The organism is Streptomyces sp. NBC_01017 (assembly GCF_045162795.1).
In the GTDB taxonomy this organism is placed as follows: Bacteria; Actinomycetota; Actinomycetes; order Streptomycetales; family Streptomycetaceae; genus Streptomyces; species Streptomyces machairae.
In genome coordinates this window covers 10,044,165-10,068,257 of record NZ_CP108683.1, presented here as the reverse complement: position 1 = coordinate 10,068,257, position 24,093 = coordinate 10,044,165, and the positions used below count along the sequence as shown (strand labels likewise).

Here is a 24,093-nt window from a genome sequence, read left to right as displayed (position 1 = left end):
ATGACGACCGCTGCTCCCGCAGAGGCGGCCCCGCACAAGAACTCGTCCGGGTCGGCGGAGCAGACGCCCCGCTTCCGCCGCCCCGGGCGGATCCGCCGTATCGCACTGCCGTATCTGCTGCTCCTGCCGGCCCTGCTCCTCGAACTGCTGGTCCATCTGGTGCCGATGGTGATCGGCATCGTGATGAGCTTCAAGGAGCTCACGCAGTTCTACATCCGCGACTGGGGCACCGCGCCCTGGACGGGGCTGTCCAACTACGAGGTGTCGGTGGACTTCGACGCCCCCGTGGGCGAGGCGCTGCTGCACTCCTTCCTCGTCACCGTCGCCTTCACCCTGCTGTCGGTGGGCCTGTGCTGGCTGATCGGTACGGCGGCGGCGATCTACATGCAGGACACCTTCCGCGGCCGGGGCCTGCTGCGCGCCCTGTTCCTGGTGCCGTACGCGCTGCCCGTGTACGCGGCGGTCATCACCTGGGTGTTCATGTTCCAGCACGACAACGGGCTGGTGAACCACGTCCTGCACGACCAGCTCGGCATCACCGACAAGCCGTCCTTCTGGCTCATCGGCGACAACAGCTTCGTCGCGCTGCTCGTGGTGTCGGTGTGGAAGGGCTGGCCGTTCGCCTTCCTCATCGTCATGGCCGGTCTGCAGAACATCCCGAAGGAGCAGTACGAGGCCGCAGCCCTCGACGGGGCCGGCATGTGGCAGCAGATCCGCCGGATCACCCTGCCCTCGCTGCGTCCGGTCAACCAGGTCCTGGTGCTCGTGCTGTTCCTGTGGACGTTCAACGACTTCAACACGCCGTACGTCCTGTTCGGCAGGACCGCTCCGCAGGCCGCGGACCTCATCTCGGTCCACATCTACCAGGCGTCGTTCGTCACCTGGAACTTCGGCACCGGTTCCGCCATGTCCGTCCTGCTGCTGCTGTTCCTGCTCGTGGTGACGGGCGTCTACCTCCTGCTGACCTCCCGAGGAAGGAAGACGGCCGATGTCTAGCACCTCCCGGGCGCCCCGCTCGCCGATGGCTCCGCCGCGGTCCTACTACTGGTCCCGGCGGGTCTTCCTCACCCTGCTCACCGGGTTCGTCCTGGTGCCGGTCTACGTCATGGTCTCCAGCTCGCTGAAGCCACTGGCCGACGTCTCCGGGGAGTTCCGCTGGCTGCCGAGCGAGCTGACGATCCGGCCGTACATCGACATCTGGTCGACGATCCCGCTGGCCCGGTATTTCGTGAACTCGCTGATCGTGGCGGGCGCGGCGACCGTCTGCTCGGTGGTGATCGCGGTGTTCGCGGCGTACGCGGTCAGCCGCCACAACTTCCGGGGCAAGCGCGTCTTCACGGTCACGGTGCTGTCCACGCAGATGTTCCCCGGCATCCTCTTCCTGCTGCCGCTGTTCCTGATCTACGTCAACATCGGCAACGCCACCGGTATCGCCCTGTTCGGCTCGCGCGGCGGTCTGATCCTGACGTATCTGACCTTCTCGCTGCCGTTCTCGATCTGGATGCTGATCGGGTACCTCGACTCGGTGCCGCGCGACCTGGACGAGGCGGCGATGGTGGACGGCTGCGGCCCCCTCGGGGCGCTGTTCCGGGTCGTCGTGCCGGCGGCGATCCCCGGCATCGTCGCGGTCGCCGTCTACGCCTTCATGACCGCCTGGGGCGAGGTGCTGTTCGCCTCGGTGATGACCAACGACACCACCCGCACGCTGGCCGTCGGCCTCCAGGGCTACTCCACGCTCAACAACGTGTACTGGAACCAGATCATGGCCGCCTCGCTGGTCGTCAGCGTGCCCGTGGTCGCCGGGTTCCTGCTTCTGCAGCGCTATCTCGTCACCGGTCTGACGGCGGGAGCCGTCAAGTGACCCACGCTGCTGTCTCCGCCTCCGCTGTCTCCGAAGGGAATTCCGTGACCATCGACCTTGCCGCACTCCCCGAGAACTTCCTGTGGGGCACGGCCACGTCGGCCTACCAGATCGAGGGAGCCGTCGCCGAGGACGGCCGCTCCCCCTCGATCTGGGACACGTTCTCGCACACTCCCGGCAAGATCGACAACGACGACCACGGCGACATCGCCTGCGACCACTACCACCGCTGGCGCGAGGACATCGCGCTGATGCGCCGGCTGGGCACCAACGCCTACCGGTTGTCGATCGCCTGGCCGCGTGTCGTGCCGGGCGGCGACGGGCCGGCCAACGCGAAGGGCCTCGACTTCTACGACGCGTTGATCGACGGCCTGCTGGAGGCGGGCATCACCCCGTCCGTCACCCTCTACCACTGGGACCTGCCGCAGGCGCTCCAGGACCGGGGCGGCTGGCCGGCCCGCGACACCGCCCACCACTTCGGCTCGTACGCGGCGGTCGTCGCCGAGCGTCTAGGCGACCGTGTCCAGCACTGGACCACGCTCAACGAGCCCCTGTGCTCCGCCTGGATCGGGCACCTGGAAGGCAAGATGGCGCCCGGCCTGACCGACCTCTCGGCGGCCGTCCACGCCTCCTACCATCTCCTCCTCGGCCACGGTCTGGCAGCGCAGGCGATCCGGGCGGCGGCACCGGGCGCCCAGGTCGGCATCGTCAACAACCTGTCCGCCGTCGAGGCCGCCAGCGACCATCCCGAGGACGTCGCGGCGGCCCGGCGCCAGGACGGGCACACCAACCGCTGGTGGCTGGACCCGGTCCACGGCCGTGGCTTCCCGAAGGACATGCGCGAGGTCTACGCCGCCGCGTCCGGCGTCGAACTCCCGGAGCAGCCGGGCGATTTGGAGACGATCGCGCAGCCCCTTGACTGGCTGGGCCTCAACTACTACTTCTCCTCCACCGTCGCCGACGACCCCACCGGACCGGCCCCGCACGTCCGCACGATCCGCCGTCCCGGCGTACCCCGCACGGGCATGGACTGGGAGATCGACGCATCCGGCATCGAGCGCCTGCTGCTCCGGCTGACGCAGGACTACGGCGCCCGCAAGCTGTACGTCACGGAGAACGGCTCGGCCTACCCCGATGTCGTACGGCCCGACGGGACGGTGGACGACCCGGAGCGCCAGGAGTACCTGATCGGCCATCTCGCGGCGTGCGCGTCCGCCGCCCGCAAGGGCGCCCCGCTGGCCGGCTACTTCGCCTGGTCGCTGCTGGACAACTTCGAGTGGGCGTACGGCTATGACAAGCGCTTCGGTCTGGTGCATGTCGACTACCGCACCCAGGCCCGCACCATCAAGGGCAGCGGCCACCGGTACGCGGACATCGTCCGGGCGCATGCGGAGAGGGCACGCAACGCCGCCTAGGGCCTGTTGCGACAGGCCCTGGCAGGCCGGGCGGCCCCTCGGTCGTACGGGGGGGGGTCGAGGGGTGGTCACCCAAAGGGGTTACAGTTAGGCTTACCTAACTTTGTGCGCACGGTGTTCGTGCACTGTGAATCCGCTCCGGAGGGGTGCGTGAGTAAGGCGGACCTGCCGGGACGGACCGTCCTGTGGCGGGCGGTGCGAGAACAGCGCCGCGATGTCGTCCTGGGTGCCGTGCTGGGCATGGGCCATCAGACGGGCGAGGCTCTCGTGCCGGTGCTCATCGGTGTGGCCATCGACCGCGGGGTGGTGGACGGGGACGTCGCCGGTCTGCTGCTGTGGCTCGGGGTCCTGGCCGTCGTGTACGTCGGGCTGTCCTTCAGCTTCCGCTTCGGTGCACGGGCCGGTGAGCGGGCCTCCGTGACGGTCGCGCACCGTCTCAGGACCGAGCTGATCGGCCGCGTCCTCGCTCCCGAAGGAGGCGCGGACGACGGCCGGTTGCCCGGCGAGCTGGCGAACACCGCCACCGAGGACGCCCGGCGGGTCGGTGCCGTCACGATGGCCCTCGTCGTCGGCGTGGCCGCCGCGACCGGTCTGACGGTCGGGGCGGTCGTGCTGCTGCGCGTGTCCCTGACTCTCGGGCTGCTCGTGCTGCTGGGCACTCCCCTGCTGCTGTGGCTGGTGCACCTGTTGAGCAAGCCGCTGGAGCGGCGCAGCGAGACCGAGCAGGAGCGTGCGGCGCGGGCATCGGGCGTCGCGGCGGACCTGGTGGCCGGACTGCGCGTCCTCAAGGGCATCGGCGCCGAGCAGGCGGCCGTCGCCCGCTACCGGCGGGTCAGCCGCAACTCGCTCACCGCCACCTTGCGCGCGGCACGCGCCGAGGCGTGGCAGAGCGGGGTCGTCACCATGCTCACCGGCGCGTTCCTGGCCCTGGTCGTACTCGTCGGCGGTCGGCTGGCCGCGCGCGGCGACATCGGCCTCGGCGAGCTCGTCACGTCCGTCGCGCTCGCCCTGTTCCTCATCGGCCCGCTCTCCGAATTCTCCTGGGTCAACGCCGAGTTGGCCCAGGGCCGCGCGTCCGCCGCCCGGATCGCCGAAGTCCTCGGCGCCGAACACGCCGTGAAGCCCGGCCCGTCGTCCGAAGGCGACGTGCTGCGCCGGGTGGAGGGGCGGCTGCGGTTGCGCGGCCTGTCGTACGGGTCCCTCACCGGGGTCGATCTCGACATCGCGCCCGGCGAGACCGTTGGCGTCGTCGCCCCCGATCCCGCCGGCGCCTCGGCCCTGCTGCGCTGCCTCGGCCGCCGCGCCGACCCGGACGCCGGGACCGTCGAACTGGACGGGACGGAACTGACCGCCCTGGGCCTGGCGGAGCTGCGGGCCGCGCTCCTGGTCGCCGAGCACGACGCGGACCTGTTCGAGGGCACCCTCCTCGACAATGTCGCCGCCACGGCTCACGCCCGGACCGGCGCGCCCGTCACGGCCGCCATCGCCGCCTCGGGCACCGACGAGGTCGTACGCACACTGCCCGACGGTCTCGACACGGCCGTTGCCGCGCGCGGGCATTCGCTCTCCGGGGGACAGCGGCAGCGCGTCGCGCTGGCCCGGGCACTGGCCGCCGAAGCGCCGGTCCTCGTCCTGCACGAGCCCACCACGGCCGTCGACGCCGTGACGGAGGCGCGGATCGCCGCCGGGGTGAGGGATGTACGCGCCGGCCTCACCACGCTGCTGGTGACCACGAGCCCCGCCCTCCTGGCAGTGACGGACCGGGTCGTCCTCCTCGACGGGGGCAGGGTCGCCGCGAGCGGCCGTCACGAGCAACTGGTCCACGACTGCGCCGACTACCGTACGGCGGTGCTCGCATGACCCCGTCCGATGCCGGAGCTACGTCCGAAGGCGCCGACCTCCTCCCCGTCGCCACACCCGCGCGTACGCGAGCAGCCGTGGCCGAACTGCTGCGACCGCAACGGCCCTTGGTCATGGCGGCGTTCGCGGTGATGGTCGGGGCCACGGCCATCGGCCTGCTGGTGCAGCCGCTGCTGGGCCGGATCGTCGATCTGGCCGCGGGCCGCGCGTCCGCCGACGCGTTCACCACGACGGCGGTGCTGCTGGTGGCCGTCGCCGTGGCACAGGGCGTGAGCTCCGGGTTCGGTCTCTCGCTGCTGTCGCGGCTGGGCGAGACGACGCTGGCCCGGTTGCGCGAGCGGTTCGTCGAGCGGGCGCTGGGACTGCCGCTGGAGCGGGTCGAGAAGGCCGGGGCCGGTGATCTGACCGCCCGCGTCACCGCCGATGTGTCGCTGATCGCCGAGGCGGTGCGGGGCGCTCTGCCGGAGCTGGCCCGTTCGCTGCTGACCATCGTCCTCACGCTGGGCGCGATGGCCCTGCTCGACTGGCGGTTCCTGCTGGCCGCGCTGCTGGCGGTGCCGGTGCAGGCGGCCACCGCGCGCTGGTACGTCAGCCGGGCCGTTCCGCTCTACGCCGAGCAGCGTGCGGCGGGCAGTGCCCAGCAGCAGCAACTGCTCGACACGGTCGCGGGCAGCTCCACGGTGCGGGCCTTCCGGCTGGAGCGGGAGCACGCCGACCGGGTCGGCGAGCGGTCCTGGTCGCTGGCGGCACTGCGGATGCGCGGCGTGCAGCTGGTCCTGGGCTTCTACAGCCGGCTGCACATCGCCGAGTACATCGGGCTGACGGCCGTGCTGGTCACCGGCTACTGGACGGTCCGCCAGGGCTCGGCGTCGATCGGTACGGCGACCGCGGCCGCCCTGTACTTCCACAGCCTGTTCGCCCCCGTCAACGCCGCCCTAGTCCTCCTCGACGACGCCCAGTCGGCGACGGCGAGCCTCGCCAGGCTCGTGGGCGTGACCGACCAGGCCCCGCCGCCGGGACCGGCCCGCCCGGTCGAGGCGGGCCCCATCGAGGTGACGGTCCGCGCGCTCAGCCACGCGTACCGGCCCGGGCACCCTGTTCTGCACGACATCGACCTGACGATCCATCATGGCGAGCGGGTGGCGCTCGTCGGCGCGAGCGGGGCCGGCAAGACCACGCTGGCCAGGCTCGTCGCCGGTATCCAGCCGCCCGCCTCCGGCACCGTGCTGGTCGGTGGCGTCCCGCCGACGGAGCTCGGCCCGGTCACCGCACGGCGCACGGTCGCCCTGATCACCCAGGAGACCCACGTCTTCGCGGGCCCGCTCGCCGACGACCTCCGCCTCGCCGCCCCCGACGCCACCAACGACGAACTGCGGTCCGCGCTCGACCGCGTCGACGCCCTCGCCTGGGCAGAGGCGCTGCCCGACGGCCTGGACACGGTGGTCGGCGACGGCGGACACCGGCTGAGCGGCGACCGGACGCAGGCGCTCGCGCTGGCCCGGCTGATCCTCGCCGATCCGCCGCTGGTCATCCTCGACGAGGCCACCGCCGAGGCGGGCAGTGCCGGAGCGCGTGCCCTGGAGAAGGCGGTCGCCCGTGCCGTGGACGGCCGCACCGCACTGATCGTGGCCCACCGCCTCAGCCAGGCGGCGGCCGCCGACCGCATCGTCGTCATGGACGCCGGGCGCATCGTCGAGACCGGCACACACGACGAACTGCGCGCCGCCGACGGCCCGTACGCGGCCCTCTGGCAGGCGTGGTCGGACTCCCGCGACACCGGCACCTGAGACCCCACCGCACCACCCTGCCGTGACACCCGCCTCATCCGCGCGGCTCCACAGGAAACACGTCTACGTCGGCCTGGTGTGCCGCACATCGCCCGCGTCCTCACCCAGTGGGCCGGCATCGGCCCGGACCACCGCCGGCTGCTCCCCCTGTCGGCCGTGCTGGCGCCCTGTCTGCGGCTGACCGCCGATATCGCCGGACGCCTGGTCGCCCGTCCGACCGAGATCCAGGCCGGCATTCTGGTCGCCTTCATCGGCGGCCCGTTCTTCATCGCGCTGGTCCGCCGGCGCCGACTCGCGGAGCTGTGAACCGTGCCGGACGCCCTCAGTCGCGGAGCGGTGAGCCCATGACCGCCGAACTCGCCCCCGTTCCGGACCGGAAGGACCCCGCGGACCGGCCGCCGTCGCGCCGTACCGCCGACCGGGTCGCCTTCCGGCTCGACGTGCCGCCCGTGTCCGGGGTGCTGCGGCCCCGGCTGGTGGCCGTGCCTGGTGTTGGCCGCCCTCGCCCTTCTGGCGTTCTGCGTGGAGACGTCGGTCGGGGACATCTCCCTCCCCCTCACCGACGTGATGCGCGCCCTGGTCGGCGCGGGCGACCCCGGCACCGAGCTGATCGTCCACGAACTGCTCGGGCGGCAATGCGGACCCTGGAGCTGGGGGACGATGTCGCCCGCGGTCTCGGCACGCGCGTCCAGACCGTGCGGGTGGCCGTGCTGCTGGTCTCCGTCGGGCTGGTGGCGTTCGGGACCGCGAGCGCCGGGCCGGTGGCGTTCGTCGCGCTCGCCGCCCCGCAGGTCGCCCAGCGGCTGGCCGGCACCTCGTACCCGCCGCCCGTGGCCGCCGGACTGACCGGCGCCGTGATGGTGCTCGTGTCCGACCTGGTCGCCCGGAAGCTCATCCCGGACACCGAGCTTCCGGTCGGGATCGTCACGGGTGTGCTCGGCGCCCCGTCCTGCTGTGGCTGCTCGTCCGCGCGAACCGCGCCGGTTCAGGAGGCTGAAGACGTGTCATCGAAGTACCAGGCGGCGTACGGCAGTTCCGGCGACGGCCCCGACCTGCGCGCCGAAGGCCTGCGGCCGGCGTACGACGACCGGGTCGTCGTCGAGGATCTCGACCTGACGATCCCGTCCGGCCGGATCACGGTGATCGTCGGCGCGAACGCCTGTGGGAAGTCCACGCCGCTGCGCGCGCTCGCCCGGCTGCTGACCCCCGAGGGCGGTGCCGTCCACCTCGACGGGCGCTCGATCCACTCGATCCCCACGCGGGCTCTCGCGCAGCAGCTGGGCATCCTGCCGCAGTCGCCGGTCGCCCCCGAGGGGCTGACCGTCATCGGCCTGGTGGGGCGGGGCCGTTCACCGCATCAGACGTGGTGGCGGCAGTGGTCGTCCGCCGACGAGGATGCCGTGCACGAGGCGCTGCGTGCCACCGCGATGGCCGACCTCGCCCAGCGGGCCGTCGACGAGCTGTCCGGCGGCCAGCGGCAGCGCGCCTGGATCGCCATGGCGGTCGCGCAGGGTAAGCCGGTGATGCTGCTGGACGAGCCGGCGACGTACCTCGACCTCGCCCATCAGATCGACGTCCTCGACCTGATCACCGACCTGAACCGGCAGCAGGGCCGCACCGTCGTGATGGTGCTGCACGATCTCAACCAGGCATGCCGGTACGCCGACCACATCGTCGCCATGAAGGCCGGCCGCATCGTGGGCGAGGGCACTGCGGCCGAGGTCGTTACCGCCGCCACGGTGGAGGAGGTCTTCGGGCTGCGGTGCGTGGTCGGCGAGGATCCGGTCAGCGGAACGCCGATGGCGGTGCCGATGAGCCGTCACCACGAGGGCGTCGACCCGGCCGACGTCGTGGCGGGCCGCGCCGGTTGAGCGGGAGGCATCGCGGGGACCCGCGCCGATGGCTCGACCGGTGAACGGTCCCCGCGGTCGCCGTACGCCCCGCGGGTTACCGTTCGCCGGGTCTCCTACCGGCGGCTGCGCACGAGCAGGTGGAGGAAGTACGGCGTGCCGATCACCGCGGTCATCAGGCCGGCGCCGAGTTGAGCGGGCGCGATCACGGTGCGGCCGAGCAGGTCCGCCGTGCAGACGAGAGCGGCGCCGAGCAGCACGGAGACCGGGATCACCCTGACGTGCGGTCGGCCCACGAGCGCCCGGGCCGCGTGCGGGGCGACCAGGCCCACGAAGCCGATCGTGCCCGCGGCGGCGACCGCGGTGGCGGCGAGCAGGACGCTCAGGAGGAGGAAACCGAGGCGCCCGCGCGCCAGGTTGAGCCCGAGCAGCCTCGGGGTGTCCTCGTCGAGGGACACGAGGTCGAGTTCCGCGCGCCGCAGGACCGCGACGGTCACGCCCAGCGCGAGGACGGCCGCGAGCGGTGCGATGTCGGGCAGAGTGCGTCCGTACGTGGAACCGGACAGCCAGGTGAGGGCCTTCGCCGCGTTGAACGGGTCGGTGAGGACGATCAGCAGGCTGACCAGCGCGGTGGAGCCGGTGGCCATGCCGATGCCGACGAGGACGAGCCGGTTCTGCTGGAACCCGCCCCGCGCGGCGAGCCCGAAGACGATGATCGAGCTGACAGCCGCGCCCGCGAACGCCGCGCCGGCCACACTCCACGATCCGGCCAGCGGCACGGTCGTCACCAGCAGCACCGCGCCGAGCGCTGCCCCGCCGGAGACGCCCAGGACACCGGGCTCCGCGAGCGGATTGCGTGTGACGGCCTGGACAAGGGTCCCGGCCAGGGCGAGTGCCGCGCCCGCGAGGAGTGCCGCGAGAACCCGGGGCACGCGGGTGTCGAGTACGAACGAGACGGCCCGGCCTGCCCTGCCCTGCGCCCAGTTGACGACGTCGCCCAGCAGCAGCTTGCTGTCCCCGAGCAGCACCGCGGCGATCGTCACGCCGACCAGCACCGCCACCAGGACGACCGTGGTGGTGACGAAGACGGTCCGGCTGCGAATGCGCAGCCGGTCGGGTGCGGCGGCCGCGGCCGTGTCCTTCAGCCGCGTGGCCATCACGATCAGGAACACGGCACCGACCAGGCTGGTGACGACACCCGTCGGCACGGCGACCGCCAGGTCCGTCGGCACGAGGGCCCGCAGCAGGACGTCCGAGCCGAGGACGAGTGCCGCACCGGTCAGGCCCGCGACCGGAAGGCTCGCCTGCGCCCGGGTGAACCCGCGGAACCTGCGGGCGAGGGGGCGGACGAGCGCGGGGGCGCACAGGCCGACGAAGCCGATGGGCCCGGCGAGGGTGACGGCCGCCGCGGAGAGCAGCGCCGCGCACACGACCGCCGTGACCCGGGTGGCACGCACCGGCACGCCGAGCCCGCGGGCGGCGTCGTCGCCGAGGGCCAGGGCGTCGACCCGGCGGGCGACCAGCAGGAGCCCGAGGAGGCCGGCGACGCCGAGCGGCGCGAGCTGGGCCACGCCGTCGAACCCGCTCTGGGCGACGCTGCCCTGGTTCCACTTGTAGAGGCCCTGGGTCTCCTGAGGGAAGAGCTGGAGCAGACCCTCGGTCACGGCGGTCAGGCCGAGGGCGAGGGCACTGCCGGCGAGCACGAGCCGGACGGTGCCCGCGCCCAGTCCGGACAGGCCGAGCACGACGGACACCGCCACGAGGCCCCCGGCGAACGCGACGCCGGAGGAGGCGAGCAGGGGCAGCGAGACGCCGGTGACGGCGGCCAGCCCGAGCCCCAGGTAGGAGCCCGCGTTGACCGCGAGGGTGTCGGGCGAGGCGAGCACGTTGCGGCTGATCGCCTGCAAGGTGGCACCCGCCATCCCGAGCACTGCTCCCACGAGGAGCCCGGCGGCCATGCGCGGCAGCCGGGAGGCGATGACGACGGGGGCATCGGCCGGGTCGGCCCGGCCGGTGAGCGCCTTGAACACCTCGCCGGCGCCGACGGCGGCCGTGCCCTGCGTGATGTCCACGACCGCCAGGCCTGCGACCAGCAGGACCAGAGCGGCCGTCACCGCGGCCGCACCGGTCCGGGACGTGGCGGGGGCCGCGGGCGGACGGGTGGCGGGAGTTGTCGCGGTGACGGCCATGGTGTTACTTCGTCAGCTCCTTGACGAGGGCGTCGATGTACGCCCCCATCGACTCCTGGCCGCCGAACATCCAGATACCGTCGGGCAGTCGGTGGACGTTGCCCTTCTTCACGAACGGCAGCGAGGTCCACACCTTGTCCTTGGACAGGGCGCCGGTGGCGGTGAACGGGGTGCTGCTCTTGTCGCCGTCGTTGGCGATGTAGGCGAACTGCACGTCGTCGCCCAGCTTGGTGAGCCCCTCGACGTCGGTGGTGCCGAGCCCGTAGTCCTTGTCGCCCTTGACCGTCCAGGCGTTCTTCAGGCCGAGTTCCTCGTTGACCGCGCCGATGAGCGAGCCGCTGGTGAACGGCCTGATGGAGACCTGGTTGGAGATGTCGTAGCCGTCGGCGAAGGCGAACTCGGCACCGTCGAGGCCGGCGTCCGCGAGGGCCTTCCTGCCCTCGGCGACCTTCGCGTCGAACTCGTCCTTCAGCTTCTCGGCCTGCTCGGTGGTGCCGGTGGCCTTGGCGACGAGGTCGAGGTTCTTCGTCATCCGGCCGATCGGGTCGGAGGCGTCGGCGGAGCGCACCTCCAGGACGGGGGCGACCTTGCGCAGCTGCTTCACGGCCGCCGGCGGCAGGTCGGTGCTGGCGACGATGAGGTCCGGCGCGAGCGCAGCGATGGTGTCCATGCTGGGCTCGCCGCGGGTGCCGATGTCCTTGGGCTCGTTCTTCAGCGGGACCGCGGTGTCCCAGGTGTTGTAGCCCTTGACGTCGGCGACGCCGACCGGGTCGACACCCAGCGACACCAGGAGCTCGACTTCGTGCCACTCGGTTCCGACGACCTTCTTGGCCGGCCCGTCGAGTTCGACCTTGCTGCCGGAGGCATCGGTGAGGGTGATGGCCTCGCCGGTCTTCTTCGCGTCGCTGCTGTCGGCGGCGGGCTCGGTCGTACCGCAGGCGGTCAGGGTGAGGGCCGCGGCGGTGGCGACCGCCGCGGTCGTGAGGAGGCGTCTCATGAGGGGGTGCTGAGCCTTTCGGTTCGCGTGTGGTGCCGGCCGATCGCGCGGGTGCGCAGCCGGCCCGTCAAGGGGTCGGTGTCGACTTCGATGCGGATGCCGTAGATGTCGGTCAGCCGCTGAGCCGTCAGTACGTCCTCGGGGAGACCGTCCGCGACGATCCGCCCCTCGTGGAGCAGCACGATCCGGTCGGCGAGGGCCGCGGCCTGGTCGAGGTCGTGCAGGACGGCGCCCACGGCGATCCCGTGGTCGTCCGCCAAGTCGCGGATCAGGTCCAGGAGTTCGATCTGGTAGCGCAGGTCGAGGTAGGTCGTCGGCTCGTCGAGGAGCAGTACGCCGGTCTCCTGCGCGAGGCAGCCGGCGAGCCATACCCGCTGGAGCTGTCCGCCGGAGAGATGCTCGGCGCCCCGCTCGGCGAGCTCGGCGACTCCGGTCATGACGAGCGCGCGCTCCACCGCCGCCGGGCCGCCCGGGTCGGCCCTGCCCCAACGGCCCCGGTACGGGTAGCGGCCGAACTCCACGACGTCCCGTACGGTCAGGCCGCTGGGCGTGGGTCGCCCCTGCGTCAACAGGGCCACGCGGCGCGAGAACTCACGCGGGGTCAGCGCCAGTCCGTCGGCGCCGTCGATGACGAGCGTCGCGCTCCTGGGCCGCTGCAACCGCGAGATCGTCCGCAGCAGCGTCGACTTGCCACTGCCGTTCGGGCCCACCAGCACGGTCACTTCACCCGGCCGCAGCGTCACCGACGCGTCGTGTACGACGTCCACGCCCTCGTAGGCCACGGTGACATCCGTGGCCGACAGCTCATGACCGCGGGGGCGCACCGCCGCGGAGGTCTCTTCACCTGCTTGCACGCGGCACAGGTTAGCCTAACCTTACTAAAACCTGTGAGGGGTGGGTGGACCCGAGCACAAGAAGAGGATCAGCCAAAGGCCGAATCCCGGCCGGGCGGGGCCAGGACCGTCCGGGCGGACAGCCCTACGAAGCCCGCCCGCCGTCCGCGGCACCGCGCGCCGCCCCCATGATCTCCGCCACGATCTGCGCCTTCAGATCCGAGTACGCCAGCAGAGTCGGCGCCCGGCGAGCGGCTTCCCGCTTCGCGGCTGCGTATCGGGCCACCGCGTCCGGATGAGTGATCAGATAGTCCCGGAAGAGGAGGTTGTCGGCCCACAATCGCCCCTGCCGCCCGACCACATGGACATTGACCGGCAGACCGGAACGCCGGCGCAGGTACTGCCGCCCGGGAACGCCGGCCTCCCCCAGCCACTCGAAGCCCAGCCGCTCAATGCGGGCGACAGCGACCTCGATTCTGCCGGCCGGACAGCCGACCTGAACGTCGATGACCGGCTTGGCCTCAAGTCCTGGAACGGCCGTGGAACCGATGTGCGCCACATCCACGGGCAGTCCGCGCAGAGCTGCCGAGATGTCGTGGACCAGCGTCCACCCCTGGTCTCCCCAGGCCGGATCAGGAGCGACGACGTGGATCGGTTCGTCGAGGTCAGCCACACCACCACGCTATCGGCGCCGGTGCCGACGCCGACCCAACCCCGATCACGTCGGCTCGGCGTACTTGCCCAGGTCGCCGGCGTTCAGCGCGGCCTTGTCGTTGAAGCCGATGACGTAGCCGTCCAGGTCGCGGATGTAGAACATCCGCTGGCCTGTCTCGTCGGTGGTCATTTCCTTGACGACTTCGGCGTGCTGGGCGGCGTGCTCGTAGAAGGCGTCGAGATCGTCGACGGCGAAGTAGAACATGCCGGCGAACCCGAGGGGCTGGTCCCTGAGGACGGGGAGCCACTGCTTGAGGTCGGTGTTGCGGTAGAGCATGGCGCAGAACTCGCCCTTGTGGAGGAGCATGTGCAGGTCGTCCCCCGGGCGCGAGGTGCTGGAGTCGGCGTCGAAGCCCAGCCTCTCGTAGAAGGCCAGGCTGGCAGCGGTGTCGGACACGCTGATGCACGGAACGAAGGGCACGGAGGACTCCTGATCCGCAGGGGCTTTCACCCGTTGTGACACACCTGGTTCCGGAGCGCATGTCGACGGGACCGGCATTCGAGTTGAGACGATACGCATCGTCTTGCTACAGTGGGCGTATGCGTTTCTTCTTCTTTCTCTGAGTCCGGGCACGGCCGATGCCGCCGTTTCTGCTGCCCGTAGACACTTCGCATTCCCAGGGAAAGTCACATGCGCGAACGCGCCCACACCGCTGCCCCCACGGCCGTGGCCCAGCTGTCCGTCAAGGACGTCACCAAGTCCTACGGCACCCGCACCGTCCTCGACCAGGTGTCCTTCACCGTCCGCCCCGGCGAGAAGGCCGCCGTCATCGGCGAGAACGGCTCCGGCAAATCCACCCTGCTGCGACTGCTGGCCGAAGCCGAGGTGCCGGATGCCGGGGAGATCACCGTCAGCTTCCCCGGCGGGGTCGGCCACCTCACCCAGACCCTCGACCTGGACCCTGACTGCACCGTGCAGGACGCCGTGGACCTCGCCCTGACCGAACTGCGCGACATGGAGCGCGGCCTGCGCGAGGCGGAGGAGGGTCTCGGCGAGGCATCGCTTGACGAACTCGCGGCGTACGGCGAGCTGCTGATGGCGTACGAGGAACGCGGCGGATACGAGGCGGACGCCCGCGTCGACGCCGCCATGCACGGGCTCGGGATCGCCGGGATCACCCGCGACCGCGCCCTCGGCTCACTCTCCGGCGGCGAGCAGTCACGGCTCGCGCTCGCCTGCGTACTGGCCGCCGCGCCCGAGCTGCTGCTCCTGGACGAGCCGACGAACCACCTCGACGCGACGGCCGTGCGTTGGCTGGAGGACCAGCTGCGCGCACACCGCGGCACCGTCGTCGCGGTCACCCACGACCGCGGCTTCCTCGAACGCATCGCCACCACGATCCTCGAAGTCGACCGCGACGCGCACACCGTGCACCGGTACGGCGACGGCTGGACCGGCTACCGCACCGCGAAGGCCGCCGCCCGCCGCCGCGCGGCTCAGGAGCACGCGGACTGGCTGGAAGAAGTGGCCCGTACCGAGGAGCTGGTCGAGGCCGCCGGGAAGCGGCTGGCCGGCACCGGCAAGGACCCCCGGCAGGGCTTCGGCAAGCACCGCCGCTCGCACGAGGCGAAGCTCGGCGGGCAGGTCCGTGCGGCCCGGGAACGGCTGGCCCACCTGCGGCGCAACCCGGTCGCGGCGCCCCCGGAACCGCTGCGGTTCACGGCGGCGCTGTCGGCGGCGGGCGGCGAGCAGGCCGTCGAGCGCCCGCTCGCCGAACTCGACGGCGTGATGGTCGCAGAGCGGCTGCGGCTGGACGGGACGCTGACGATCGCGCCCGGACAGCGGCTGCTCGTCACCGGCGAGAACGGAGCGGGCAAGACGACACTGCTGCGCGTCCTGGCGGGAGACCTGGAGCCGGACGCGGGCGCGGTACGCCGCCCCGCGCGGATCGGGTACCTCGCGCAGGAGCTGCCCCCGCGCTCCATACGGCTCCCGCTGCTCGCCGCCTTCGCGGCAGGGCGGCCCGGGCTACCGGAGGAGTACGCCGAACAGCTACTGGCACTGGGCCTGTTCCGTGAGGAGGACCTGCACGTACCGGTGGCCGCGCTGTCGGCGGGCCAGCAACGGCGACTCCAGATCGCGATCCTGGTGACCCGGCCCGCGGACCTGCTCGTACTCGACGAGCCGACGAACCACATCGCGCTCGACCTGATCGAGGACTTGGAGGCGGCGCTGGCTGCGTACCCGGGAGCGGTGGTCGCGGTCTCGCACGACCGCGGCTTCCGCGAGCGGTTCACCGGGGAGCGGTTGGAGCTGCACGCCGGCCGCAGGTACTGAACGAGCTCCCCGGCGAGCTTTGTCATCCCCGTATCTAGACCTCTGAGGCTCGTTGGTTCACGGTGTCCCTCCTATCCGCCCTATCGGCCTGGAGGGACACCGCGGTGAGACGAAGGCGATTTGTGGCAGGGGCGATCGGCGCACTCTCGGGGGTCGCGCTCGGCCCGGGCCAGGCCCTGGCCGGCGTACCGACGCCCCGTACGCAGGGTGGCAGGCCGTACCGGCACCCGGCAGCGTTCCGGCCGCGCAGCTGCGGCGTATCGCCGCCGTCGGACCTCAACTGGCCTGGGCCGTGGGCGAGGAGGCTCGCGGCGGTTCGTCGCAGGGGCGAGCGCTGGCCATGCTCTGGAACGGCAGCGCGTGGACGAAGACCGACCTGTCGCATCTGAACCACACGCGGTTGAGCGATGTCGCCGGTGTCTGTGCCACCGCGGCGTGGAGTGTGGGCCAGCCGGTCGGCACCGGCAGCCCGCTGCTGCGCTGGGACGGAACCACCTGGCGCGAGGTCGCGTTCCCGGGCCAGGGCGAGGCGGACGTTCGGTTGAACGCGGTGGCAGTCGGCCCGGACCGGCAGGTGTGGATCTGCGGCAGCCGAGGCGGCGCCGCCCGTCTGCTGCACGGAGACGGGCAACACTGGCGATGGCTGGACCCGCTGCCCGTGGCGAGCGTGAACCTGTACCGAGTGGTCCTGCGCTCGCCGGGCGAGGTCTGGGTGAGCGGCGACCAGTCGAACGGGGGCGGATGGTCCGGGCTCGTGGCCCGCTGGGACGGAGCCTGGACCGTACTGCCCGCGGTCCCGAGCCTGCGCCTCAGCATCGCCGACCTCCACTCGGCCGGCCCCGACGATGTATGGGCGGTGGGCACCGAGTTCGGCGTCGGCGGGCCGCCCGGCCGTCCGGGCAACCCGTCCCTCAGCCACTGGGACGGCACGGCCTGGACGCGGGTGGAAACGGGCGTCGTCGCCGGCTCGTTGACCGGAATCGCGGGCGATGCGCAGGGGCGTGCCGCGTGGATCTCGGGCTGGAACTTCCAGGACCAGAGCCGCAGTACGTACTTACGCCGGGACGGAAGCACCTGGACCATCGTCCGGGGCCCGGCCGGCACGGCGCCGGCGCCGTTTCTCAATGCCGTGACGTCCGTCCCCGGCACCACCGGGTTCTGGTCGGTGGGCATGACGAGTCCGACCCCGACTCCGCCGACCGAGGCGTACACGGAACGCCTCGAAGCCTGACGCGGATCCGGGAAGAGAGGGTGAGGGTCGGGCCGCCAAGGACAAGCTGAGGGGCGAGCCCGGCTCAGTCGACCGCGCGCCAGTCACCGATCACATGCAACTCGTGTGTACCCATCGCGCGGAGTGGATCGCATGGCGATTCATGCCAACGGGGGCGGGCCGTCACTGCTCAGGCGACTCCCGCTCCCCTCCCTGATCCCTGTACCCACCCCCCTCGACCACGTCCCTCGCGAAGATCTGCGACCTGGCCAGGGCCTCGTCGACGGACTGGCGGCCGGCGATCGCGGCGGAGATTTCCGCGGACACGCGGTTGCCGAGGCCCGCGTACTCAGGGATGCCGACGTAGGACATGCCGACCCACGGCTGCTCGTGCACCCCGGGGTGCACGAGGTTCACCGCGTCGAGGGCGTGCAGCGTCGGGGCGACGAACGCCTTGGTGGCCTGCTGGTACTTGGGCAACTGGTAGGTGGACAGCCGGCTGCCGGGTGGCACACGAACCCAGCCGAGCCTTTCGCCGTAGAGCTTCGGGTAGCCCTTGGACGTCGCCCAGGAGACGAACTCCCAGGCGGCTTGCGGGTTTTTCGACGTGACCGGGATCGCCAGCGACCAGGACCACAGCCATCCCGAGCTTGCCGTGCTCACCACGGGGGCGGGGGCGTAGCCGAGTCGGCCCGCGACCTTGCTGCTGTTCGGGTCCTCAAGACTGCCGGCGAGGGCTGTGCTGTCGTACCACATGGCCGCCTTGCCCTGCCGCATCGTCCTCAGGCACTCGGCGGGTCCAACCTCGGCCGGCCGAGGTTGGCCGTGCAGGCGGACCAGGTCCACGTAGAAGCGGACCGCCTTCTTCGTTTCGGGGGAGGTGAGCCGAGGGTTCCAGTGCTCGTCGTACCAGCGGCCGCCGAAGGTCAGGATCACCGTGTTCAAGGGCATGAGCAGGTTTCCCCAGCCGGGTCCGCCGCGCAGGCAGATCCCGGCGACGCCGTGCCGGGGGTCGTGGAGCTTCGCCGCCAGTCGGGCGACCTGCTGCCAGTTCGGACGCTGCGGCATGGTCAGGCCGGCCTTCGCGAAGAGGTCCTTCCGGTACATCAGGAAGGACGACTCGCCGTAGTAGGGCACGGCGTACTGGCCGCCGTTGTACGACAGCGACTTACGCACCGTGGGGATGAAGTCCCCCATGTCGTAGCCGCCCTGGCCCGCGTAGCCGTCGAGGCGGGTGAGCCATCCTCGTGATGCCCAGATCGGTGCCTCGTACGGGCCGATGGCGACGACGTCGTAGTGTCCGGCCTCGGTGGCGATGTCCTTCGGCACCCTGGCCCGCAGCGTGTTCTCGGGCAGGAAGGCGAATTTCACGTTCGTGTCCGGGTGGTCATTCTCGAAGTCGTCGACGAGCTTGTCGATGTCGCGCATGAAGTCGACGGCAGCGACGGTGACCGTCGTGCGTTTCTCGTCCGCGTGATTCCCCGTGCAGGCGGCCGAGGCAAGTGCGAGGAAGGCGATCAGGGATCCCGCCAACGCGAAACGGGACAGCAGTCGTGGTTTCACCAGGACTCGGACGCCTTTCCTCACTCCGGGAGTTTCTCCGAGCTCGCGAACGACACGTAGTCGGACACGTTCAGGAGACAGCCCGGTACCCGGTCCGCCGTTGACTCTCCGAAGTAGGTGCCGACCTGCTTCGCGCCCTCGTCGGGAACACCCATTCCTTTCGTGAGTGCGACCGTCCAGGACTTCGGCGGGATCGAGTTGCTGTCCTGGAGGGGGTAGTCCAGCGCCACGACCAGAGACAGGAAGACGCCGATGAAGAGCGACAGGAGGCCGGTGATGGCCAAGTGATCGCTCAGCCTGACACCGACGAGAACCCAGGTCGCGGCGATGACGACGGCCGCGCCGACAAACAGGACTATGTAGAGACCGGGCAGCAGGCCGATCTCCACCTCTCCCTGCCGTTCCCGACGAAGGTTGTTGTATTCGTTGAACGCTTCGAGGGTGACGGACTGCGCGTTCGACTCCTGGGCGTTCCGCGGCTCGTAGAACATGAGCGACTCGAATACGGCGTCCAGCCTGCCCTGGTCCTCCTCGATCCGGCCCTGCTTCTGTTTGGGCCAGACGTCGTCGATCACGTTCTCGGCGTAGTTGCGGATCTGCGACTGGAGCCTGCAGCGACGGCTGTTGGGAAAGGACTGTGCGGCGCGGTAGACGGTGGTCAGCTGCGAGGCCTCCTGGTTGACGAGCCTCTTCACCTCCACATAGTGGTCGTACGCACCGACGGCGACCAGCCCGACGAGCAACGCGTAGAACACCCCGACGACCTCGACCAGGAAGGTGACGCGCTCGTCGTGTTCCGGATCGTCGTCGAACCGTCGGCGCGCCCAGGGACGGGCGAGCATCCCGCACAAGCCGAAAATGAGAAGGCCCCCGGCCAGAACCACAGTCTGGGCCCAGGCCGGCACATGCAAGAATCCATCAGACACGCGTCAGAGCTGCCCCGGCATTGCTTCGGCTACGCCGAGAGCGGCCATGTCGGACGGTACGGGTGCGCTTCGGCGTCACATTCCCCGAAAGGCCTTACGAAACGCGAACTGGCGCCTCCTGAGAACGTGGCGGGCACCTGACCCGCTCCGTCAGGGCATCGATCGCAACTGGTCCAATTCGCTGCTGATCGCATCCCTCAGCGCTTCATGCTGTGGACCGAGCCTGAATCGCTCGTCACGCCACCGGTCAGCCGGATACAGCCATACCGGCTTGCCCACCCATTCGGTCGGCTCCCACTCGTACCGTGGCCAAACGTGGGCATGCAGGAACGGGTCCGTATTGCCGAGGATCTCCAGGTTGACCCGGCGGAATTCGGGGTCCAGGCGCCGACAGGCCCGCTCGACCGCTTCGCCGAGCAGGTCCATGTCGGAGAGAAACGCCAGCCGCTTGGCCTTCGGCAGGTCGGAGAGGCGTTGAACACCGGGTTCGTCCACGAGGAGAACGGCGTAGCCCGGCAGGAACTGGACGTCGCCGATCACCGCGAACCCGGACCCGAGTCGCCGCAGCACTGTGGGGTTCTCGCCGCGGAGAGCGGCCCCGATCCGATCCGTCCGCCAATCGCGAGTCACCGCGAATCCTGGTTCAAGGCGCCGCGACACCGCCGGGTTCCCCTCTATCCCTCCACCGACTTCAGCCACTTCTCGCCACCAAGTGGGAACTCGTACGCCGGTCGCCCGTTGTTGCCGCTCGTCCTGAACGGCCTGCCGTTGTCGTCGACGACCAGCGTGCCCTTCCGGCCGCCGCTGGACCAGGTCAGCTCCAGGTACCAGGTCACGTCGTACGCCGAGGCATCGGCGGTGATCTTGAAGACCTCCGGGTCCGACTCGCTCACCTTGAAGGAGAAGTCGCGCTGTCCGGCTCCGGCCACGACGACGGGACGCGCGGCGTCGAGGGCGACGGTGAAGGGACGTGTCGGCACACCACCGCCGCACCCGACGCCCATCACGTAGTCGTTCCAGGCCAGTGGCGTGTCCTTGCGGACCACGCGCACGTCAAGGCCATCGATCACGACCGTCTCCTTGCCGGTGCCCTGGACGGTCAGCGTCACCAGTTGCTCCCCGGCCGTCACCGCCTTGTTCGCCCCGACCCAGGCCGGCGCGTCCTGCTCGACCGGGGGCGGGCCGATGTCCGTCGCGGGCCGGTCGATCAAGTAGTGCTGGTAGCAGGGGTGTTCCCAGCTGTACGGGCGGACGTTCACGGTCAGCGGCGGCTCGGCGTCCGTTTTGGCACCGGCGCCTGCGCCGCCGTTGGGCGCGTTCTTCGTCGGGGTTGCGGAGGGGGACGAGGAGTTCGTCCCACCGGGCTTGGTGCTCCGCGAGTCGGACGGCGACGACTGCGGCGAGGCCTTGGTGGTCGGGGCGGTGACGTCCTTCGAGGCGGCGGCACCGACGCTGCGCCCCCGGTCGTCGTCGCCCTGGCTTCCGTCCGACCGCAGATTCATGGCGAGTGCGGCGGCCCCGAGAACGGCGGCCACCGCGACACCGGCGAGGAGTGCGGTACGGCGGCGAGGGCGGGCCGGGTGGCTGCGCTGGAGCTGGAAGGGGCCGGCAACGTCGGCGGGGGCCGGACCCGGCGTGGGCTCGGTAGCGGGCGTGGACTCGGACCCGGCCCGGTCAGGGTCGGGCCCGACGGCCGTCCCGTCAACGGATGCGGTCGCCTCCGCCGCCCCCTTCCTCCCCCGCACCGCATCCGCCAGCACCCACCGCCGATGCAGCTCCACCAGTTCCTCCGGCGAGGCCTTGCACAGGCGGGCCAGCCGCTCCACGGGCGCGTAGTCGGTGGGGACGGCATCCCCGTTGCAGTACCGGTGCAGCGTCGAGGTGCTCATGTGCAGTCGTTTGCCGAGGACCCCGTAGCTGAGCCCCGAGCGGTCCTTCAACTGCCGCAGAAACGCCGCGAAATCGGTCGCAGCCGTGCCTTCCGACACCGTTCCTCCATCCCCCGTGTCCCGTTCCCCCGTTCCAGGGAATGGGGGTTTCTCCAGGTCAGATCCATTGCAGCCGTTCCGGTGTCCCTGATCGCCGACGGACGTGGCGGCCGGGACGGATCACCGGACAAGCTCAGGTCATCCAAGCACGCCGCTCCCGGCATCCGGTCGAGCGGATGCCTTCAAGTCCTTTGCACCGACAAGGAATCAGCCATGCGCACCTTCCGTCACGCCCGCCTTCTCGCCGCCACCGGCGCCGCCGTCGCCGTCCTCGCCCTCACCGCATGCGAGAACGGCTCCGGGACCCGCGACGAGGGCGCCTCGCAGCCGACGTCACCGTCCGCGGCGGCAGACGCCTCGAAGCCTGCGCAGGACCAGTCGTCCCAACGGCCGGGGCAGAGCGCGGGCTCCGGGCAGCAGTCGGCCCAGCCCTCGCAGGCGGGCAAGCCCGCGGAGAACGGCACCAGCGGGGGCAGCGGCACGAGCGAGGGCGCGAAGGGGGGCGCAAACGCACCGGGGGACGTGACCATCTGCAACGGCTCCAACACCAGGACCACGGCTCAGCCCGTCCCCCGCTCGCTGAACCACATGCTGCTCACCGTCACCAACACCGGCTCGAAGCCGTGCGCCCTGATGTAACTACCCGGTGCTCCGCTTCGACGAGATGCAGTGGGTGCCGCAGGCCTTCGACGACACCAAGCCGCAGGCCGTGCCGATGCTGGAGCCGGGCGCCTCCGGCTACGCGGGCGTCCGGCTCAGCGCGGCCGACGACAGCGGCACGGGCGGCGACACCGGCCGCGCACTCACAGTCGCCTTCCAGGGCAAGACCCCCAACAGCTCCGGCGGCCCGTCGGCCACCCCGTCCCTGCCGGCGAAGGGCGTCTACTACGACAGCGCCCTGAGCGTCACGTACTGGCAGACGGACGTGGAGACGGCCCTCAGCTGACGCCCCGTGGCTGAAGCCCCGTCGCCTCGTTGCCCGGAAGATCAGCCGCGTGGCTCGCACCTCGCCGCGAACGCATCCGCGCCGGCGAGGTCGAAGTCTCCGTGGTCGCTGCCGAGTCCCTGGGCCACCAAGGCCGCCGCGGCGCAGCCGAGGACGGCGGAGTCGTACGGCCTGCGGCCCAGGCCCATGCCGCGTACGAAGCCGGCCGAGAAGGCGTCGCCGCAGCCGGTGGTGTCCACGACGTCGATCGCGAACGCGGGCACCTTCTCGGAGCCCTCGGGGGTCACCAGCAGGGCCCCGTCACCGCCGCGGGTGACCGCGACCAGGCCCGCTCCGGCGGCGAGGAGCTTCTTCGCCCCCGCCACCACGTCCTCCTCACCGGTGAAGCCGAGGACCTGGTCCTCGTTGGGCAGCATGTGGTCGACGTACGGCAGGACCGATTCGATCTGTTCGAAACTTCCGAGGGCGCCGGGCGCGAGGAGGTCGACCGAGGTCACCACGCCGTGTTCCTTGGCGTACGACAGGACGCGCGTTGCGGTGTCGGCGCCGATGAGTTCGGGGCCGCCGAGGTGGAGGTGGTTCGCCTCGGCGATCGCGTCCCAGGGCACGTCGTCGGGGCCGTACGTGATGTTGGCGCCCAGCAGGTGCAGCGAGGGCCGGTCGCCGTTGGGACGGATGGGCAGGACGCTCGCGGAGGTGGCGGTGTCCGTGCGGCGGACGAGGAAGCGGGTGTCGATGCCTGCCGCGCCGAGCAGTTGGACCAGCATGTCCCCGGTCGGGTCCGAGCCGATCGCCCCGGCGCTGCTCACCGACGCGCCGAGTTTGGCGAGGGTGAGCGCAGTGCCGCCGGCCGTTCCGGCGGCGGTCATCCTGATGTCGTCCACCAGCGTCGCGCCCTGGCCCTCGGGAATCGCCTCCACCGGCCGCACCAGTACGTCCAGCACATGCACGCCCATCGTGACGACGTTCATCGGTGTCCCTCCTGCACGGGCGGTACGGGGTGGGTGGTGCCGTAGTTCCGGGCGAGCGCGGCCTCGATCACCGCGAGTTGCTGGTGTTCGTCGAGGACACGGGGCTTCCCGAGGGCGGCCGCATGCCGGTAGACGCCGCACGCCCACTCCAGCAGCAGGGCGTGCTCGACCGCCTTGGCCAGCGTGGGAGCGTGCGTGACCGAGCCGTGGCCGGCCATCAGCGCGGCGCTACGGCCCTCCAGCGCCGTCAGGACGGACTCGGCGAGCTCCGGTGTGCCGAAGGTGGCGTACGGCGCCACGCGCACCGAGCCGCCCAGGCTCAGCAACTGGTAGTGGATGCAGGGCAGTTCGTCGAGCACGCAGGACAGCGCGGTCGCCATCGGGGCGTGGGTGTGGACGACCGCGCCCGTTCCGTAGCGGCGGTGGACACCGAGGTGCAGGTCCAGTTCGGAGGTGGGTTCCAGGGTCCCGGCCACGACGTTTCCGTCGAGGTCGACCACGGTCACCTGGTCGGCCGTCAGTTCCGCGAGCACCGCGCCCGTGGCCGTGATCGCGACACGGTCCTCGACCCGCATGCTGACGTTGCCGGCCGTGCCGATGAGCAGGCCCTCCGCCCCCAGCCGACGGCACGCCTCGGCCACGGCGGCGCGCTCCTGACCCAGCGTTGAGCTTGAGTCGGTCATGTACGCGACGCTAACGTAAACC

General features: G+C 71.2%; 21 protein-coding genes and 2 pseudogenes. 12 read left to right on the top strand and 11 right to left on the bottom strand.

What is annotated here, in order from left to right; translation table 11 throughout:
- The 8 genes and pseudogenes from OG331_RS45960 to OG331_RS45925 all read left to right on the top strand — a co-directional run bounded on the left by OG331_RS45960 (position 1) and on the right by OG331_RS45925 (position 8,794).
- The gene (locus tag OG331_RS45960; protein WP_406208790.1) at positions 1-996 is read left to right on the top strand and encodes a carbohydrate ABC transporter permease; all 996 of its coding nucleotides are present in this window, start codon (positions 1-3) and stop codon (positions 994-996) included.
- 25 nt (positions 997-1,021) lie between these two features.
- Complete coding sequence (locus OG331_RS45955; protein WP_328884600.1) at positions 1,022-1,861, top strand: carbohydrate ABC transporter permease; 840 nt, start codon at positions 1,022-1,024, stop codon at positions 1,859-1,861.
- A 44-nt stretch (positions 1,862-1,905) separates the two neighbouring features.
- Positions 1,906-3,276 (top strand): GH1 family beta-glucosidase, encoded by a 1,371-nt coding sequence (locus OG331_RS45950; RefSeq protein ID WP_406208788.1) that lies wholly within the window; start codon positions 1,906-1,908, stop codon positions 3,274-3,276.
- A gap of 150 nt (positions 3,277-3,426) precedes the next feature.
- Complete coding sequence (locus OG331_RS45945; protein ID WP_406208785.1) at positions 3,427-5,136, top strand: ABC transporter ATP-binding protein; 1,710 nt, start codon at positions 3,427-3,429, stop codon at positions 5,134-5,136.
- Positions 5,133-6,923: an ABC transporter ATP-binding protein gene (locus OG331_RS45940; protein WP_406208781.1), complete on the top strand. Its 1,791-nt coding sequence runs from the start codon at positions 5,133-5,135 to the stop codon at positions 6,921-6,923. The genes OG331_RS45945 and OG331_RS45940 overlap by 4 nt, the downstream gene beginning before the upstream one ends.
- 78 nt (positions 6,924-7,001) lie before the next feature.
- Positions 7,002-7,229: pseudogene (locus tag OG331_RS45935) on the top strand (iron chelate uptake ABC transporter family permease subunit); the annotation flags it as partial.
- Positions 7,230-7,267: 38 nt separating this feature from the next.
- A pseudogene (locus tag OG331_RS45930) lies at positions 7,268-7,920 on the top strand (iron chelate uptake ABC transporter family permease subunit).
- Between the two features lie 4 nt (positions 7,921-7,924).
- The gene (locus tag OG331_RS45925) at positions 7,925-8,794 is read left to right on the top strand and encodes an ABC transporter ATP-binding protein (RefSeq protein WP_406208778.1); all 870 of its coding nucleotides are present in this window, start codon (positions 7,925-7,927) and stop codon (positions 8,792-8,794) included.
- Positions 8,795-8,889: 95 nt separating this feature from the next.
- Here OG331_RS45925 and OG331_RS45920 read toward each other — a convergent pair whose 3' ends face one another.
- The 5 genes from OG331_RS45920 to OG331_RS45900 form a co-directional block, all read right to left on the bottom strand.
- Positions 8,890-10,962, bottom strand: coding sequence for an iron ABC transporter permease (locus OG331_RS45920; RefSeq protein WP_406208775.1), 2,073 nt, complete (start codon positions 10,960-10,962; stop codon positions 8,890-8,892).
- A gap of 4 nt (positions 10,963-10,966) precedes the next feature.
- Entirely contained in the window at positions 10,967-11,959 is a 993-nt protein-coding gene (locus tag OG331_RS45915) for an iron-siderophore ABC transporter substrate-binding protein (RefSeq protein ID WP_406208772.1), read from the bottom strand.
- Positions 11,956-12,813, bottom strand: a complete 858-nt coding sequence (locus tag OG331_RS45910) for an ABC transporter ATP-binding protein (RefSeq protein ID WP_363037370.1) — start codon at positions 12,811-12,813, stop codon at positions 11,956-11,958. Before OG331_RS45910 ends, OG331_RS45915 begins: the two co-directional genes overlap by 4 nt.
- A gap of 124 nt (positions 12,814-12,937) precedes the next feature.
- A complete protein-coding gene (locus OG331_RS45905) occupies positions 12,938-13,465 on the bottom strand; it encodes a GrpB family protein (protein WP_406208769.1) in 528 nt (175 codons plus the stop codon).
- A gap of 45 nt (positions 13,466-13,510) precedes the next feature.
- Positions 13,511-13,927 (bottom strand): VOC family protein, encoded by a 417-nt coding sequence (locus OG331_RS45900; protein ID WP_406208766.1) that lies wholly within the window; start codon positions 13,925-13,927, stop codon positions 13,511-13,513.
- Between the two features lie 210 nt (positions 13,928-14,137).
- Here OG331_RS45900 and abc-f point away from each other — a divergent pair, with 210 nt between their 5' ends.
- Together abc-f and OG331_RS45890 are read left to right on the top strand one after the other, a co-directional pair.
- The gene (gene abc-f / locus OG331_RS45895) at positions 14,138-15,784 is read left to right on the top strand and encodes a ribosomal protection-like ABC-F family protein (RefSeq protein ID WP_406208763.1); all 1,647 of its coding nucleotides are present in this window, start codon (positions 14,138-14,140) and stop codon (positions 15,782-15,784) included.
- Between the two features lie 292 nt (positions 15,785-16,076).
- Complete coding sequence (locus tag OG331_RS45890) at positions 16,077-17,015, top strand: hypothetical protein (protein ID WP_406208761.1); 939 nt, start codon at positions 16,077-16,079, stop codon at positions 17,013-17,015.
- 162 nt (positions 17,016-17,177) lie between these two features.
- On the opposite strand, the gene OG331_RS45885 is transcribed toward OG331_RS45890, so the two are convergent.
- From OG331_RS45885 to OG331_RS45870, 4 genes are all read right to left on the bottom strand, one after another.
- Positions 17,178-18,557 (bottom strand): ABC transporter substrate-binding protein, encoded by a 1,380-nt coding sequence (locus tag OG331_RS45885; protein WP_406208758.1) that lies wholly within the window; start codon positions 18,555-18,557, stop codon positions 17,178-17,180.
- A gap of 20 nt (positions 18,558-18,577) precedes the next feature.
- Positions 18,578-19,399, bottom strand: a complete 822-nt coding sequence (locus OG331_RS45880) for a DUF4239 domain-containing protein (protein WP_406208755.1) — start codon at positions 19,397-19,399, stop codon at positions 18,578-18,580.
- Positions 19,400-19,633: 234 nt separating this feature from the next.
- A complete protein-coding gene (locus tag OG331_RS45875) occupies positions 19,634-20,113 on the bottom strand; it encodes an HIT family protein (RefSeq protein WP_406208752.1) in 480 nt (159 codons plus the stop codon).
- Positions 20,114-20,157: 44 nt separating this feature from the next.
- A complete protein-coding gene (locus OG331_RS45870) occupies positions 20,158-21,471 on the bottom strand; it encodes a helix-turn-helix domain-containing protein (protein ID WP_406208749.1) in 1,314 nt (437 codons plus the stop codon).
- Positions 21,472-21,684: 213 nt separating this feature from the next.
- Here OG331_RS45870 and OG331_RS45865 point away from each other — a divergent pair, with 213 nt between their 5' ends.
- Positions 21,685-22,110 carry a hypothetical protein gene (locus tag OG331_RS45865; RefSeq protein WP_406208746.1) on the top strand — a complete coding sequence of 142 codons (426 nt, stop codon included), beginning with the start codon at positions 21,685-21,687 and terminating at the stop codon, positions 22,108-22,110.
- 7 nt (positions 22,111-22,117) lie between these two features.
- The gene (locus OG331_RS45860) at positions 22,118-22,417 is read left to right on the top strand and encodes a DUF4232 domain-containing protein (RefSeq protein WP_406208743.1); all 300 of its coding nucleotides are present in this window, start codon (positions 22,118-22,120) and stop codon (positions 22,415-22,417) included.
- Between the two features lie 41 nt (positions 22,418-22,458).
- On the opposite strand, the gene OG331_RS45855 is transcribed toward OG331_RS45860, so the two are convergent.
- Both OG331_RS45855 and OG331_RS45850 read right to left on the bottom strand, forming a co-directional pair.
- Positions 22,459-23,388, bottom strand: a complete 930-nt coding sequence (locus tag OG331_RS45855) for a carbohydrate kinase family protein (protein WP_406208740.1) — start codon at positions 23,386-23,388, stop codon at positions 22,459-22,461.
- The gene (locus OG331_RS45850) at positions 23,385-24,071 is read right to left on the bottom strand and encodes a class II aldolase/adducin family protein (RefSeq protein ID WP_406208737.1); all 687 of its coding nucleotides are present in this window, start codon (positions 24,069-24,071) and stop codon (positions 23,385-23,387) included. The genes OG331_RS45855 and OG331_RS45850 overlap by 4 nt, the downstream gene beginning before the upstream one ends.
- Between the last annotated feature and the right edge of the window lie 22 nt (positions 24,072-24,093).

Excerpts from the sequence above, each read along its gene's own strand:
- OG331_RS45940 (WP_406208781.1), top strand. The coding sequence starts at position 5,133 with ATGACCCCGTCCGATGCCGGAGCTACGTCCGAAGGCGCCGACCTCCTC.
- OG331_RS45915 (WP_406208772.1), bottom strand. The coding sequence starts at position 11,959 with ATGAGACGCCTCCTCACGACCGCGGCGGTCGCCACCGCCGCGGCCCTC.
- abc-f (WP_406208763.1), top strand. The coding sequence starts at position 14,138 with ATGCGCGAACGCGCCCACACCGCTGCCCCCACGGCCGTGGCCCAGCTG.
- OG331_RS45855 (WP_406208740.1), bottom strand. The coding sequence starts at position 23,388 with ATGAACGTCGTCACGATGGGCGTGCATGTGCTGGACGTACTGGTGCGG.
- OG331_RS45865 (WP_406208746.1), top strand. The coding sequence starts at position 21,685 with ATGCGCACCTTCCGTCACGCCCGCCTTCTCGCCGCCACCGGCGCCGCC.
- OG331_RS45960 (WP_406208790.1), top strand. The coding sequence starts at position 1 with ATGACGACCGCTGCTCCCGCAGAGGCGGCCCCGCACAAGAACTCGTCC.
- OG331_RS45880 (WP_406208755.1), bottom strand. The coding sequence starts at position 19,399 with ATGCTCGCCCGTCCCTGGGCGCGCCGACGGTTCGACGACGATCCGGAA.
- OG331_RS45920 (WP_406208775.1), bottom strand. The coding sequence starts at position 10,962 with ATGGCCGTCACCGCGACAACTCCCGCCACCCGTCCGCCCGCGGCCCCC.
- OG331_RS45850 (WP_406208737.1), bottom strand. The coding sequence starts at position 24,071 with ATGACCGACTCAAGCTCAACGCTGGGTCAGGAGCGCGCCGCCGTGGCC.
- OG331_RS45955 (WP_328884600.1), top strand. The coding sequence starts at position 1,022 with ATGGCTCCGCCGCGGTCCTACTACTGGTCCCGGCGGGTCTTCCTCACC.